The 13260-nt window shown below is 60.3% G+C and carries 13 protein-coding genes; 9 read left to right on the top strand and 4 right to left on the bottom strand.

The window, feature by feature from the left end; genetic code table 11:
• Positions 1-56: 56 nt before the first annotated feature.
• Both AOA59_RS10240 and AOA59_RS10245 read right to left on the bottom strand, forming a co-directional pair.
• Positions 57-911, bottom strand: coding sequence for a MurR/RpiR family transcriptional regulator (locus AOA59_RS10240; protein WP_065911226.1), 855 nt, complete (start codon positions 909-911; stop codon positions 57-59).
• Positions 912-1016: 105 nt separating this feature from the next.
• Entirely contained in the window at positions 1017-1343 is a 327-nt protein-coding gene (locus tag AOA59_RS10245) for a DUF1820 family protein (RefSeq protein ID WP_003194436.1), read from the bottom strand.
• Positions 1344-1474: 131 nt separating this feature from the next.
• Between AOA59_RS10245 and miaB the strand changes: the two genes are divergently transcribed.
• From miaB to lnt, 5 genes are all read left to right on the top strand, one after another.
• Positions 1475-2803 carry a tRNA (N6-isopentenyl adenosine(37)-C2)-methylthiotransferase MiaB gene (miaB, locus tag AOA59_RS10250; protein WP_065911227.1) on the top strand — a complete coding sequence of 443 codons (1329 nt, stop codon included), beginning with the start codon at positions 1475-1477 and terminating at the stop codon, positions 2801-2803.
• A 228-nt stretch (positions 2804-3031) separates the two neighbouring features.
• Positions 3032-4036 (top strand): PhoH family protein, encoded by a 1005-nt coding sequence (locus tag AOA59_RS10255; protein ID WP_058420190.1) that lies wholly within the window; start codon positions 3032-3034, stop codon positions 4034-4036.
• Complete coding sequence (gene ybeY, locus AOA59_RS10260; protein ID WP_099487151.1) at positions 4029-4487, top strand: rRNA maturation RNase YbeY; 459 nt, start codon at positions 4029-4031, stop codon at positions 4485-4487. Before AOA59_RS10255 ends, ybeY begins: the two co-directional genes overlap by 8 nt.
• Positions 4488-4530: 43 nt before the next feature.
• Positions 4531-5370 carry an HlyC/CorC family transporter gene (locus AOA59_RS10265; RefSeq protein WP_010206772.1) on the top strand — a complete coding sequence of 280 codons (840 nt, stop codon included), beginning with the start codon at positions 4531-4533 and terminating at the stop codon, positions 5368-5370.
• An 8-nt stretch (positions 5371-5378) separates the two neighbouring features.
• Positions 5379-6902 (top strand): apolipoprotein N-acyltransferase, encoded by a 1524-nt coding sequence (gene lnt / locus AOA59_RS10270; protein WP_065911228.1) that lies wholly within the window; start codon positions 5379-5381, stop codon positions 6900-6902.
• Positions 6903-7030: 128 nt separating this feature from the next.
• Here lnt and AOA59_RS10275 read toward each other — a convergent pair whose 3' ends face one another.
• Both AOA59_RS10275 and AOA59_RS10280 read right to left on the bottom strand, forming a co-directional pair.
• Positions 7031-7792, bottom strand: coding sequence for a YdcF family protein (locus AOA59_RS10275; protein ID WP_065911229.1), 762 nt, complete (start codon positions 7790-7792; stop codon positions 7031-7033).
• 104 nt (positions 7793-7896) lie between these two features.
• Positions 7897-8208 (bottom strand): hypothetical protein, encoded by a 312-nt coding sequence (locus tag AOA59_RS10280; protein ID WP_065911230.1) that lies wholly within the window; start codon positions 8206-8208, stop codon positions 7897-7899.
• Positions 8209-8470: 262 nt separating this feature from the next.
• Between AOA59_RS10280 and leuS the strand changes: the two genes are divergently transcribed.
• The 4 genes from leuS (at position 8471) to arfA (ending at position 13236) form a co-directional block, all read left to right on the top strand.
• Entirely contained in the window at positions 8471-11077 is a 2607-nt protein-coding gene (gene leuS / locus AOA59_RS10285) for a leucine--tRNA ligase (RefSeq protein ID WP_099487153.1), read from the top strand.
• Between the two features lie 88 nt (positions 11078-11165).
• Positions 11166-11771, top strand: coding sequence for an LPS assembly lipoprotein LptE (lptE, locus tag AOA59_RS10290; RefSeq protein WP_065911232.1), 606 nt, complete (start codon positions 11166-11168; stop codon positions 11769-11771).
• 39 nt (positions 11772-11810) lie between these two features.
• Positions 11811-12848, top strand: a complete 1038-nt coding sequence (gene holA, locus AOA59_RS10295; RefSeq protein ID WP_065911233.1) for a DNA polymerase III subunit delta — start codon at positions 11811-11813, stop codon at positions 12846-12848.
• A 223-nt stretch (positions 12849-13071) separates the two neighbouring features.
• Positions 13072-13236, top strand: a complete 165-nt coding sequence (gene arfA, locus AOA59_RS10300; protein WP_003176285.1) for an alternative ribosome rescue factor ArfA — start codon at positions 13072-13074, stop codon at positions 13234-13236.
• Positions 13237-13260: the final 24 nt, after the last annotated feature.

The raw sequence follows: 13260 nt of genomic DNA on the forward strand, positions 1-13260 counted from the left end.
ATAAGTTCGCTAATGACAGTTAAATAAAAAGCGTTAGTTAAATAACGCTTAAGCGGTCAACTCTGGGTGTAACCCACAAACGCCTGATGCAACTGGGCGATCGCATTCAAGTGCTCTTCCATTTCCGGTCCCAGTTGTTTGGACATAGCGTTAATCAACAAGTGAGTCAGCGATAACATGGTGGCCGTCGAGTCCCATAACAAATCAAATTCGGTCGACACCCGAAACACTTCGTTGGCGTTTTGCTCGGCCCACTCACAAAAGTTGTCGGTTATCAGCGTGACCGCAATGCCGCGTTTGCGTGCCGCCTGGCACAGCAGTAAAGACTGGCGGGAATGGCGCCGCGCCTCATAGACAATCAGCATTGAATCGGCAGACGGCGCCAGCAACACCTCGCCGAAATGCCCTGATGCACCGTCCACCAGATGCACGCCTGTGCGCAGGTATTGCAGCATGTGGACCATGGAGCAGGCGATGCCCCGCTCGGTGCCGAAACCGGCGACAAAAACCTGCGGGCTTTGCGCCAGCCTTGAGGTCACCACGCGCCAAGGCTCGGTGCGGGTGTACTCGTAGACCCGCACCAACGCCGCGATCTCCAGTTGCAGGCTGTTGGCCAGCGGGTTTGCGTCGCCTTCTGCCTGGAACGCCCGCAGCCGGTCGCCGATCAGCCATGGGCTGTCACCCAGGTCGTCTTTGAGTTCGTGTTTAAGGTCTTTGAAATGCTTGTAGCCCAACGCCCGGCAGAATCGGCCGACCGTGGACTCGCTGATCTGGAGCTTGTACGCCACCTGCGCCGAATTCTCGAACGGCAGGTCTTTGAGGTTCGCCAGGATATAGGCCGCCAGCGCCCGATAAGCCTGGGACTTGGATGACAACTGGTGTTCGAGGGATTTTTTTATGGATGTGCTCATGGCGTCCTCTCTGCATGGGCACAAACTGCTATTTTTCTGTCAAACCGTCAACGGCGACTGAAAAGTTTCAGATGTGTCTTACAACACCCTGTCACCAGCGCAGTGTCACTTTTCCGGCATCGGCATCGGAAACGGCATCACATTACTGGTGCCGCGTGCCTCGCTGATCTTCGGCGTGCCGAGGCGCTCGACTTCATCGATGCGCACAATCGAATGCATCGGCACAAAGCTGCGCACCACGCCTTCAAACTGCGCCTTGAGTTTTTCTTCGCCCGGGTCGACGACCAATTGGGTGCGCTCGCCAAAGACGAACTCTTCCACCTCCAGGAAGCCCCACAGATCACTTTGATAGATCTGCTTGGCGTACATTTCGAACACCTGGCCCTGGTTGAGGAAAATCACCTTGTAGATTGGAGCTTCACGTTTGGTCATGGTGGGCGAATAACACATGGGGGATATAAAAGAGGGCGCGAACTATAGCATGGCACCCGATGCACAGCGCTAGGAACCAATGGGCATGCCCCCTATAATGCGCGGTTCTTTACCTCCAGTTGATGATTCCCATGGCCAAGAAGCTTTACATCGAAACCCACGGTTGCCAGATGAACGAGTACGACAGCTCGCGCATGGTCGACCTGCTGGGCGAACACCAGGCCCTGGAAGTCACTGCCCGCGCCGAAGATGCCGACGTCATCCTGCTCAATACCTGCTCGATCCGCGAGCGTGCCCAGGACCGTGTGTACTCCCAGCTGGGCCGCTGGCGTGAATTGAAACTGGCCAACCCGGACATGGTGATCGCCGTCGGCGGCTGCGTGGCCAGCCAGGAAGGCGCCGCGATCCGCGACCGCGCCCCCTATGTCGACGTGGTTTTCGGCCCGCAGACCCTGCACAGGCTGCCGGAAATGATCGACGCCGCACGCATCACCAAGCTGCCGCAGGTGGACGTGTCATTCCCGGAAATCGAAAAATTCGACCATTTGCCCGAACCGCGCATCGACGGGCCGAGTGCCTATGTGTCGGTGATGGAAGGCTGCAGCAAGTACTGCACCTTCTGCGTGGTGCCTTACACCCGTGGCGAAGAAGTCAGCCGGCCGTTTGACGACGTGCTGGCCGAAATTATCCACCTGGCCGAAAACGGCGTGCGCGAAGTGACCTTGCTGGGCCAGAACGTCAACGGCTATCGCGGCCAGACTCACGACGGGCGCCTGGCCGACCTCGCGGAGTTGATCCGCGTGGTGGCTGCGGTGGACGGCATCGAGCGTATTCGCTACACCACCTCGCACCCGCTGGAGTTCTCCGACAGCCTGATCCAGGCGCACGCCGAAGTACCGGAGCTGGTCAAGCACCTGCATTTGCCGGTGCAGTCGGGTTCTGACCGCATTCTGGCGGCCATGAAACGCAACCACACGGCCCTGGAATACAAATCCAAGCTGCGTAAATTGCGCGCCGCGGTGCCGGGTATCTGCATCAGCTCGGACTTTATCGTCGGGTTCCCCGGCGAGACCGAGAAAGATTTCGAGCAGACCATGAAGCTGATCGAAGACGTCGGCTTCGACTTCTCCTACTCCTTCGTCTACAGCCAGCGTCCGGGCACCCCGGCTGCCGATCTGGCAGATGACACCCCGGAAGCGCTAAAAAAAGAGCGCTTGAACGCACTGCAGCATCGCCTGAACCAGCAAGGTTTCGAGATCAGCCGACAAATGGTCGGTTCGATCCAGCGCATCCTGGTCACCGACTACTCGAAAAAAGACCCGGGCGAGTTGCAAGGGCGTACCGAGAACAACCGGATCGTCAACTTCCGCTGCGACACGCCCACCCTGATCGGCCAGTTTGCCGATGTGCACATCGATGCGGCGCAACCGCACTCGCTGCGGGGGTCGCTAATCAACTGACCTCTGACCGGATGAAGATCAAAATGTGGGAGCTGGCTTGCCTGCGATAGCGGTGGGTCAGCCGACACACCTGGCACTGACACACCGCCATCGCAGGCAAGCCAGCTCCCACAGTGGATTTTCATGGTTCTTGAGAGTGAGCCAGCACTATATAAGTGCTTTCGCACGCCGAGCACTGGCGTTATCCTCTCCTTCACCTAAACAGCCAAAGGGCGGCTAAAAGCAACCTTGAACGCACCCATAGCAGAACCCCATCGTTTTATCCTCGAGCCGTTTGAGGCTCGCCGTTTCGCCAACCTGTGCGGACAGTTCGACGAGCACCTGCGCCTGATCGAACAACGCCTGAGCATCGAGATCCGCAACCGCGGCAATCAGTTCGAGCTTATTGGTGAACCCCAGCACACCACGTCTGCAGAAAACCTGCTGCGCCGCCTCTACCGCGAAACCAAGGGGAGTGAGCTGTCGCCGGAGACCGTGCACCTGTACCTGCAGGAATCTGCCGTGGAAGACTTGGCCAACAACCCGGTGGCCGAAGCCAGCGTGGCCCTGCGCACCAAAAAAGGCATGATTCGCCCACGCGGCTTGAATCAGCAGCGCTACGTCAAGGAAATCCTCGGTAACGACATCAACTTCGGCATCGGCCCCGCCGGTACCGGCAAGACCTACCTGGCCGTGGCCTGTGCGGTCGACGCCCTGGAGCGCGAGCAGGTGCGCCGCATCCTGCTGGTACGCCCGGCAGTCGAGGCTGGCGAGAAGCTTGGCTTCCTGCCCGGCGATCTGGCCCAGAAGATCGACCCGTACCTGCGCCCGCTCTACGACGCGCTGTACGAGATGCTCGGCTTTGAATACGTGGCCAAGTTGATCGAGCGCCAAGTGATCGAAATCGCCCCGCTGGCCTACATGCGTGGTCGCACCTTGAACAACAGCTTCATCATCCTCGACGAAAGCCAGAACACCACCGTCGAACAGATGAAAATGTTCCTCACCCGTATCGGTTTCGGCTCCACCGCCGTGATCACCGGCGACGTCACCCAGGTCGACCTGCCCAAGGGCACCAAGTCCGGCCTGGCCCAGGTGATCGATGTGCTCAAGGACGTGCCAGGCATCAGCTTCACGCATTTCATGCCTAAAGACGTGGTTCGCCACCCGTTGGTGCAGCGCATTGTCGAAGCCTACGAGCGCTTTGAGCACCGCGATGACGCACCCGCCAAGGACGTGCGCCGCGATGCTTGAGCTAGACCTGCAGCTGGCCACCGAAGCGCCCGCCCCCAGCGAAGCGCAGTTCCGTCAATGGTGCGCCCTGGCCCTGCGCCAGCGCACCGCCGACTCGGAGCTGACCATCCGCCTGGTGGACGAGCCCGAAGGCCGTGAACTGAATCACACCTGGCGCCAAAAGGACTACGCGACCAACGTGCTGTCCTTTCCCGCCGACGTGCCGGATGAGTTACTGGATATCCCGTTACTGGGCGACCTGGTGATCTGCGTCGAAGTGGTGGAGCGTGAGGCGAAGGAACAAAGCAAGGAACTTGAAGCCCACTGGGCCCATCTAGTCATCCACGGCTGCTTGCATCTCTTGGGTTACGACCATATAGACGATGACGAAGCCTGCGAAATGGAAACACTGGAACAAACGTTGCTTGCTGAACTGGGTCACCCTGATCCGTATGCAGACGACGAAAACTGAAACTACACATAACTGACACAACAAAGGATTTAGAGTAATCGCTATGAGCGAAGACCGATCGAGCAACGGGCAGAAGTCATGGCTGGGTAAACTGACCCAGGCTTTTGCCCACGAGCCGAAAAACCGCCAGGAGCTGCTGGAGCTGCTGCGCGAGGCCCATCAGAACAAGTTGCTGGACAGCGAAGCGCTGGCCATCGTCGAAGGCGCCATCCAGGTGGCTGACCTGCAGGTACGGGACATCATGGTCCCGCGCTCGCAGATGATCAGCATCAAGGCGACCCAGACCCCACGGGAATTCCTCCCGGCCGTGATCGACTCGGCGCACTCGCGCTACCCGGTGATCGGTGAAAGCCATGACGACGTCATGGGCGTCCTGCTGGCCAAGGACCTGCTGCCACTGATCCTCAAGGAGAACGGCGACAGCTTCAACATCAAGGACTTGCTGCGCCCGGCCACCTTCGTGCCTGAATCCAAGCGCCTGAATGTGCTGCTGCGCGAGTTCCGCGCCAACCACAATCACATGGCCATTGTGATCGACGAATACGGCGGCGTGGCCGGTCTTGTGACCATCGAAGACGTGCTTGAGCAAATCGTCGGCGACATCGAAGACGAGCACGACGTCGAAGAAGACAGCTACATCAAGCCGCTGCCCAGCGGTGATTTCCTGATCAAGGCGCTCACGCCGATCGAGAACTTCAACGAGTTCTTCGACAGCGAATTCTCCGACGATGAGTTCGACACCGTGGGCGGTTTGGTGATGAGTGCGTTCGGGCACCTGCCAAAACGTAACGAAACCACCGAGATTGGCGCTTATCGCTTTCGCATCTTGAATGCCGATAGCCGCCGGATTCACTTGATCCGCCTGACACCTATTGCCCGCTAAGGACTGATATGCGCCGTCTGATTGCACCCGGCTGGCCCGGTAACCTGCTGGCCGCGGTGGCTGGCGCCGTCACTACCCTGGCGCTGGCGCCCTTCGATCTGTGGCCATTTGCGCTGCTGGCCGTCGGGCTGTTCTACGTCGGCCTGCGCGAGCTGACGCCACGCCAGGCCCTGGGCCGTGGTTGGTGCTTCGGTTTTGGCCTGTTTGGCGCCGGTACCAGCTGGATCTACTACAGCATCCACCATTTCGGCGGTGCTTCGGTGTTGCTGGCTGGCTTTTTGATGCTGCTGTTTACCGCCGCGATTGCCTGGTTCTTCGCCCTGCCCGCTTGGCTGTGGGCACGCTGGCTGCGTCGTAATGAGGCGCCGGTGGCCGATGCGCTGACCTTTGCGGCGCTGTGGGTTGGCCAGGAAGCGTTTCGTGGTTGGTTCCTGACGGGTTTCCCTTGGCTGTACTCCGGTTACAGCCAACTCGATGGCCCGCTCACCGGCCTGGCGCCACTGGGCGGCATGTGGCTGATCTCCTTTGCCCTGGCGCTGACGGCTGCCGTGCTGTGCAACTTGCCACGCCTGCTGGCAAGCAAGCGCAACGGCTTCATCGGCGCAGGCTTGGTGTTGTTGGTTGCACCCTGGGCCATCGGCCTGGCGCTCAAGCATCATGCCTGGACCTCGCCCTCCGGCGCACCGCTGACCGTGGCGGCGATTCAGGGCAATGTCGAACAGAGCATGAAGTGGGACCCCGCGCAGATCGACGCGCAGTTGGCGCTGTACCGCGACATGAGCTTCAGCTCCAAGCCGGTAGACCTGCTGGTATGGCCGGAAACCGCGGTGCCGGTGCTCAAGGAATCCGTCGAAGGTTACCTGGGCATGATGGGCAAGTTTGCCGCCGACCGGCACACCGCGCTGATCACCGGCGTACCGATCCGCCAGGAAGTGCACCACCAGAAGCGCTACTTCAACGGCATCACCGTGGTGGGCGAAGGCGAAGGCACTTACCTCAAGCAAAAACTGGTGCCGTTTGGTGAGTACGTGCCGTTGCAAGACATGCTGCGCGGGCTGATCGCTTTCTTTGACCTGCCGATGTCGGACTTCGCCCGCGGCCCGTCCGATCAGGCGATGCTGCAGGCCAAGGGTTATCAGATTGCGCCGTTCATTTGCTATGAAGTGGTGTACCCGGAATTCGCCGCAGGCCTGTCGGCCCAGAGCGATTTACTGCTGACCATCAGCAACGACACTTGGTTCGGCCGCTCCATTGGCCCGCTGCAACACCTGCAAATGGCGCAGATGCGTGCGTTGGAGGCTGGTCGCTGGATGATCCGCGCCACCAACAATGGCGTGACCGGCCTGATCAACCCGTTCGGGCAGATCACCGCGCAGATCCCGCAGTTTGAACGCGGGATTCTCTACGGCGAAGTGGTGCCGATGCACAACCTGACGCCGTACCTGCAATGGCGCTCGTGGCCGTTGATCATTGTGTGCCTGGGCTTGTTCGGCTGGGCGCTGCTGGCGGGGCGGATGTCGAAAACGGTCTAACGAACGGCATAAGACCAATGTGGGAGCTGGCTTGCCTGCGATAGCGGTGGGCCAGCTAAAAACCGGCCAACTGACACGACGCCGTCGCAGGCAAGCCAGCTCCCACACTTGACCTGCGGTGCTTCTGCTTACCGGTAAAACACCCGATACCCCACCTGCCCCACCGCCTCATTGATCAACTGCCCGCTGCGCCACACCGACACGAACTCCGGCATCCAGCCGCCCAGTGGCCGCGCATTGTCCACGCCCAAAAAGCCCACCGGCCCCGGCACCACGGCAAAGCCGGCCTTCTCGAAGCTCCACACCGCACGCGGCATATGCCAAGCCTGGGTCACTACCACCACGCGCTTGATGCCTTGCGGCAACAGGATGTCGGCGCTCATCTGCGCGTTTTCCCAAGTGGTGCGGCTGCGCTCTTCTTTCCAGCGCACGGTGACGCCGAAGTCATCCTGCATCGACACCGCCATCAGCTCGGCCTCGCTGGGTGGCGTGCCGTAGTGCAAGCCGCCGCTGGTCAGCACCGGCAAACCAGAGGCCTTGGCCAGACGCGCGGCATAACGCTGGCGCTCAAGCCCTGTACCGGTGGGTTGATCGGTGCCCCACGCAGGGTCGCCGCGCTCACGCCCAGAGCCCAACACCACAATTGCATCGGCGCGCTGGGCCAGCGTCGCCCATTCTTCACGGGCCAACGGCGGCTCGGTCTCCAAGGCATGCGCGCCCCATTGCACCATCACCGGCAGGCTGATCAACCACAGCCCGCCGAACCCCACGGCAAAGCAGCATCCGGCCAGGCGCGGGCGACTTTTACGCAACCACCAGGCAAGCGCCAGCAGCAGCAAAAAAAGGCCGGGCGGCAAGAGCAATTGTTTAATGAAATAACGAAAAGGCATCGGGCATCTCCAAAGATGCCCGAAGCCTAGATGCAACGGGGTTCAGCGACAATCTTTACCAACCTGTTTCGAGACGACTCAAAGGTTAACGTGGTGCTCCACGTTTACCGTGCGGCCCGACGTTTGTCGGGACCGCGAGCCGCAGACACATCTTTCAGCCAGATCACCTTGGCCGAACGCAAAGGCTCTTGGGCGGGCGGGGCAGCCCGTTCCTCGGAGGCACGGTGGTGATTCAATTCCAGGTAGCCCTTGATCAATTCAAGTTCAGCCTGGCTCAAGCCTCGCAACTCCAGCTCCAGAGGCCGCTCATCAAGCAATCGGCCTGCGGTTCTTGCGGCATCCAATGCCCGACCCAAACGGTCGATCAGTCCTTCATACAATTGCGGTTTCATTAAAGTTCGCTGCGATTCAACCATCCCCTCACCTCATTGAAGATAAGACTCACTCCCCAATAAACAGCGTAGTCCCCGTGGCTGCGCCTGCCTCGCGCCGCGACAGACGGCCCTTGCCGCGCAATCAGGGTTTCCCTCGATAGAGTGGGGTCATGTATGCTACGGCGCTTCCTGTAACTCCACTTCCCGCAGGGTTTGGGCACGGACGCGCCGCTTTTTGGTGTCGATCAACCTGAATGTTGTACCGAAGAGGATTAGGCCACCCCTATTCAGTTCAAAAGTAGCCATGCACGAACAATATCAGCCCCGTGAAATAGAAAATGCCGCCCAAACCTTCTGGGACGAGCAAAAGTCCTTTGAAGTCAGTGAACAGCCAGGCAAGGAGACTTACTACTGCCTATCGATGTTCCCTTACCCCAGCGGCAAGCTACACATGGGGCACGTGCGTAACTACACCATCGGCGACGTAATTTCCCGCTACCAGCGCATGCTCGGCAAAAACGTCCTGCAACCTATGGGTTGGGACGCCTTCGGCATGCCGGCGGAAAACGCCGCGATGAAAAACAACGTGGCGCCCGCCAAGTGGACCTACGAAAACATCGCCTACATGAAAACCCAGCTGCGCAGCCTGGGCCTGGCGGTGGACTGGTCCCGTGAAGTGACCACCTGCAAGCCCGATTACTACCGCTGGGAACAGTGGCTGTTCACGCGCCTGTTCGAAAAAGGCGTGATTTACCGTAAAAACGGTACCGTGAACTGGGACCCGATCGACCAGACCGTACTGGCCAACGAGCAAGTCATCGACGGTCGCGGCTGGCGTTCCGGCGCGGTGATCGAAAAGCGCCAGATCCCGATGTACTACTTCAAGATCACGGCCTACGCCGATGAACTCTTGTCGAGCCTCGATGACATGCCGGGCTGGCCTGAACAGGTCAAGACCATGCAGCGTAACTGGATCGGCAAATCCAAGGGCATGGAAGTGCAGTTCCCGTACAACGTCGATTCGATCGGCGAAGCCGGCGCACTCAAAGTCTTCACCACCCGCCCCGATACCCTGATGGGCGCGACTTACGTGGCCGTGGCCGCCGAGCACCCGCTGGCCACCCAGGCCGCACAGAACAATCCTGAGCTGCAAGCGTTCATCGCCGAATGCAAAGGCGGCAGCGTGGCCGAAGCCGACGTTGCCACCCAAGAGAAAAAAGGCCTGCCGACCGGCCTGTTCGTCGAGCACCCACTGACGGGCGAAAAACTGCCGGTGTGGGTCGCCAACTACGTGTTGATGCACTACGGCGATGGCGCAGTCATGGCTGTGCCGGCCCACGACGAGCGCGATTTCGAGTTCGCCACCAAGTACAGCCTGCCGATCAAATCCGTGGTGCGTACCAGTTCCGGCGAGACCAACCCGGCCCCGTGGCAAGACGCCTACGGCGAGCACGGCACGCTGATCAACTCCGGTGAGTTCGACGGCCTGGACTTCCAGGGTGCCTTCGACGCCATCGAAGTTGCCTTGATCAAGAAAAACCTCGGTGCCTCGCGCACCCAGTTCCGCCTGCGCGACTGGGGCATCAGCCGCCAGCGCTACTGGGGCTGCCCGATCCCGATCATCCACTGCGAAACCTGCGGTGACGTGCCGGTGCCGCAAGACCAGTTGCCGGTGGTCTTGCCTGAAGATGTGGTGCCCGATGGCGCCGGTTCGCCATTGGCGCGCATGCCCGAGTTCTACGCGTGCACGTGCCCTAAATGCGGCGCACCTGCCAAGCGTGAAACTGACACCATGGACACCTTCGTCGAGTCCTCGTGGTATTACGCCCGCTACGCCTCGCCACACTATGAAGGCGGCCTGGTAGAAAAATCCGCAGCCGACCACTGGTTGCCGGTGGATCAATACATCGGCGGCATCGAACACGCGATTCTTCACCTGCTTTATGCGCGCTTCTTCCACAAGCTGATGCGCGACGAAGGCCTGGTGAGTTCCGATGAGCCGTTCAAGAACCTGCTGACCCAAGGCATGGTAATCGCCGAGACTTACTATCGCCGCGAAGCCAATGGCGCCTACACCTGGTTCAACCCGGCGGACGTCGAGCTTGAGCGTGACAGCAAAGCCAAGGTAATCAGCGCCAAGCTGAAATCCGACGGCCTGCCGGTGGAAATCGGTGGCACCGAGAAGATGGCCAAGTCCAAGAACAACGGCGTCGACCCACAGTCGATGATCGATCAGTTCGGCGCCGATACCTGCCGCCTGTTCATGATGTTCGCCTCGCCGCCCGACATGAGCGCCGAATGGTCCGACTCCGGGGTTGAAGGTTCGCACCGCTTCCTCAAGCGCGTCTGGCGCCTGGCGCACGCCCATGTCAGCCAGGGTTTGCCGGGCAAACTGGACGTGACGTCGCTGAGCGATGAGCAAAAAGCCATCCGTCGCAGCACCCACCTGGCCATCCGCCAGGCCAGCCAGGACGTGGGCCAGAACCACAAGTTCAACACCGCCATCGCCCAGGTGATGACGCTGATGAACGTGCTGGAAAAAGCCCCGCAAGCCACCGAACAGGACCGCGCGCTGGTACAGGAAGGCCTGGAAGCTGTGGTGTTGCTGCTGGCGCCAATCACGCCGCACATCAGCCATGAGCTGTGGAGCCGCCTGGGCCATAGCGATGCGGTCATCGATGCGCGCTGGCCGGTGCAGGATGACAGCGCGCTGGTGCAGGACACATTGCAACTGGTTATCCAGGTTAACGGTAAACTGCGCGGCCAGATCGACATGCCTGCCAGCGCCAGCCGTGAAGACGTGGAAGCCGCAGCGCGCATCAACGAAAACGTGCTGCGCTTTACCGAAGGCCTGACGATCCGCAAAGTGATCGTAGTGCCGGGCAAACTGGTCAACATCGTCGCCAGCTAATCGGATCGGGCGCAGGGCTTGAGCCCTGCGCCGAACTAAACCTTTAAGGCCTCGATAAGGCCAACATGGTTTCAAGGGGAGCAACAAAATGATCAAACGCAATTTGCTGGTGATGGGCCTCGCTGTGCTGCTGAGCGCTTGCGGCTTCCAGCTGCGTGGCACCGCCACCAATGAACTGAGCATCAAGGAACTCGACGTCAGCGCGCGCAACGCCTACGGCGATACCTTGACCCAACTGCGCCAGACCCTGGAAAGCAGCGGTGTACGCGTGGGCTCCGGCGCCACTTACAAACTGAACCTGGTGGACGAGAAAGAAACCCAGCGTAACCTCAGCTACGCCAGTGCCGGCCGTGCGTCGGACATTGAGCTGAACACCCTGGTCGTCTATGAACTGCAAGGTCGCGACCACCTGCCATTGATGGGTGACAAGATTGAAGTGCAGAAAGTTGTCAGCCACGACGGTAACAACCTGGTGGGCTCGGACTCGGAGATCATCCAGGTTCGCAAGGAAATGCGTCGTGAGCTGATCCAGCGCCTGATGATTCGCCTGCAACAGCTGACGCCGGAAAAACTCGCCGCCTTGCAGTTGACCGCCGACAACAAGGCCAAGGCTGACGCCGACGCCCTGAAAGCTGCGCAGGAATACGAAGACAACACGCCGAAACAATCGCCTGCCGAAGTCCCTGTCGAGTAAGCCAGACGGGGCGCCCCTGGCGCCCCGTTCGCCCCGCCTATGAAACTTGCCCCCGCCCAACTCGCCAAGCACCTGCAAGGTGGCCTTGCGCCTGTGTATATCGTCAGCGGTGATGACCCGTTGCTGTGCCAGGAGGCGGCCGACGCGATTCGCAGCGCCGCACGCCGGCAAGGCTTCGATGAACGCCAGGTGTTCAGCGCCGACGCCAGTTTCGACTGGGGCACGCTGCTGCAAGCCGGTGCGAGCATGTCGTTGTTCGCCGAGAAACGCCTGCTGGAACTGCGCCTGCCTTCGGGCAAGCCCGGCGACAAGGGCGCGGCGGCATTGATGGAATACTGCTCACGCCCCGCTGAGGACACGGTGCTGCTGATCAGCTTGCCCAAGCTCGATGGCAGCGCGCAGAAAACCAAGTGGGGCAAGGCGCTGGTAGAAGGCCCGCAAACCCAGTTCATTCAGATCTGGCCAGTGGACAGCAACCAGCTGCCGCAGTGGATACGTCAGCGCCTGTCGCAATCAGGGCTGTCGGCAACGCAAGATGCCGTCGAGCTGATCGCCGCCAGGGTCGAGGGCAACCTGCTTGCCGCCGCCCAGGAGATCGAAAAGCTCAAGCTGATGGCCGAAGACGGGCAGATCACCGTCGAAACCGTCCAGGGCGCAGTCGCTGATAGCGCGCGCTTTGATGTGTTCGGGTTGGTGGACGCGATTCTCAATGGCGAGCCCGCCCACGCCCTGCGCATGCTCGAAGGCTTGCGCGGCGAAGGCGTGGAACCCCCGGTGATTCTGTGGGCGCTGGCTCGAGAGCTGCGAGTGTTGGCCAATATTGCCCTGCAATACAGCCAAGGCACGCCGCTGGACAAGTGCTTCAGCCAGGCCAGGCCGCCGGTGTGGGACAAGCGCAAACCCCTGATGAGCAAAGCCCTGCAACGCCATTCGGCGCAACGCTGGGCGCAGCTGTTGCTGGAAGCGCAGCGCATCGATGCGCAGATCAAAGGCCAGGCGGCGGGCTCGCCGTGGATGAGCCTGAGCCGTTTGTCACTGTTGATGTCTGGCCAACGTCTGACACTGCCTGCCGAATAACCCCCTCTCTCGTAAGCACCACAGTCCCAATGTGGGAGCGGGCTTGCTCGCGAATGCGGTGTGTCAGTCAACAAACTCAGTGACTGACACAACCCATTCGCGAGCAAGCCCGCTCCCACATTTAGATCCCGTTTACACGTCTTGAAACTCGCCGGGCTTTACAGCCGCGCCACTTCGGCAGATGATTTGCACCGCTTCACCCCACCTCAAGAGAGCAATGAACATGAGCAAAAAGCCATCTAAGCATGGCCCCAACAAGGCCAAATCCATCATCGCCCAGCCACTGTTCCGCAGCCGTCAGGAACGCGCCGGCAAGGGCAAAGGCAGCTACCGCCGCGAAGCCTTCCAGTCTAATAGCTGGGAGGCTTCTTACTTTCTGGCTGCCTGAAGGCAAGTGCCCCTCCGGCATGAT

Origin of the sequence: Pseudomonas sp. 2822-15 (assembly GCF_002742515.1) — a bacterium.
Taxonomy (GTDB): domain Bacteria; phylum Pseudomonadota; class Gammaproteobacteria; order Pseudomonadales; family Pseudomonadaceae; genus Aquipseudomonas; species Aquipseudomonas salomonii.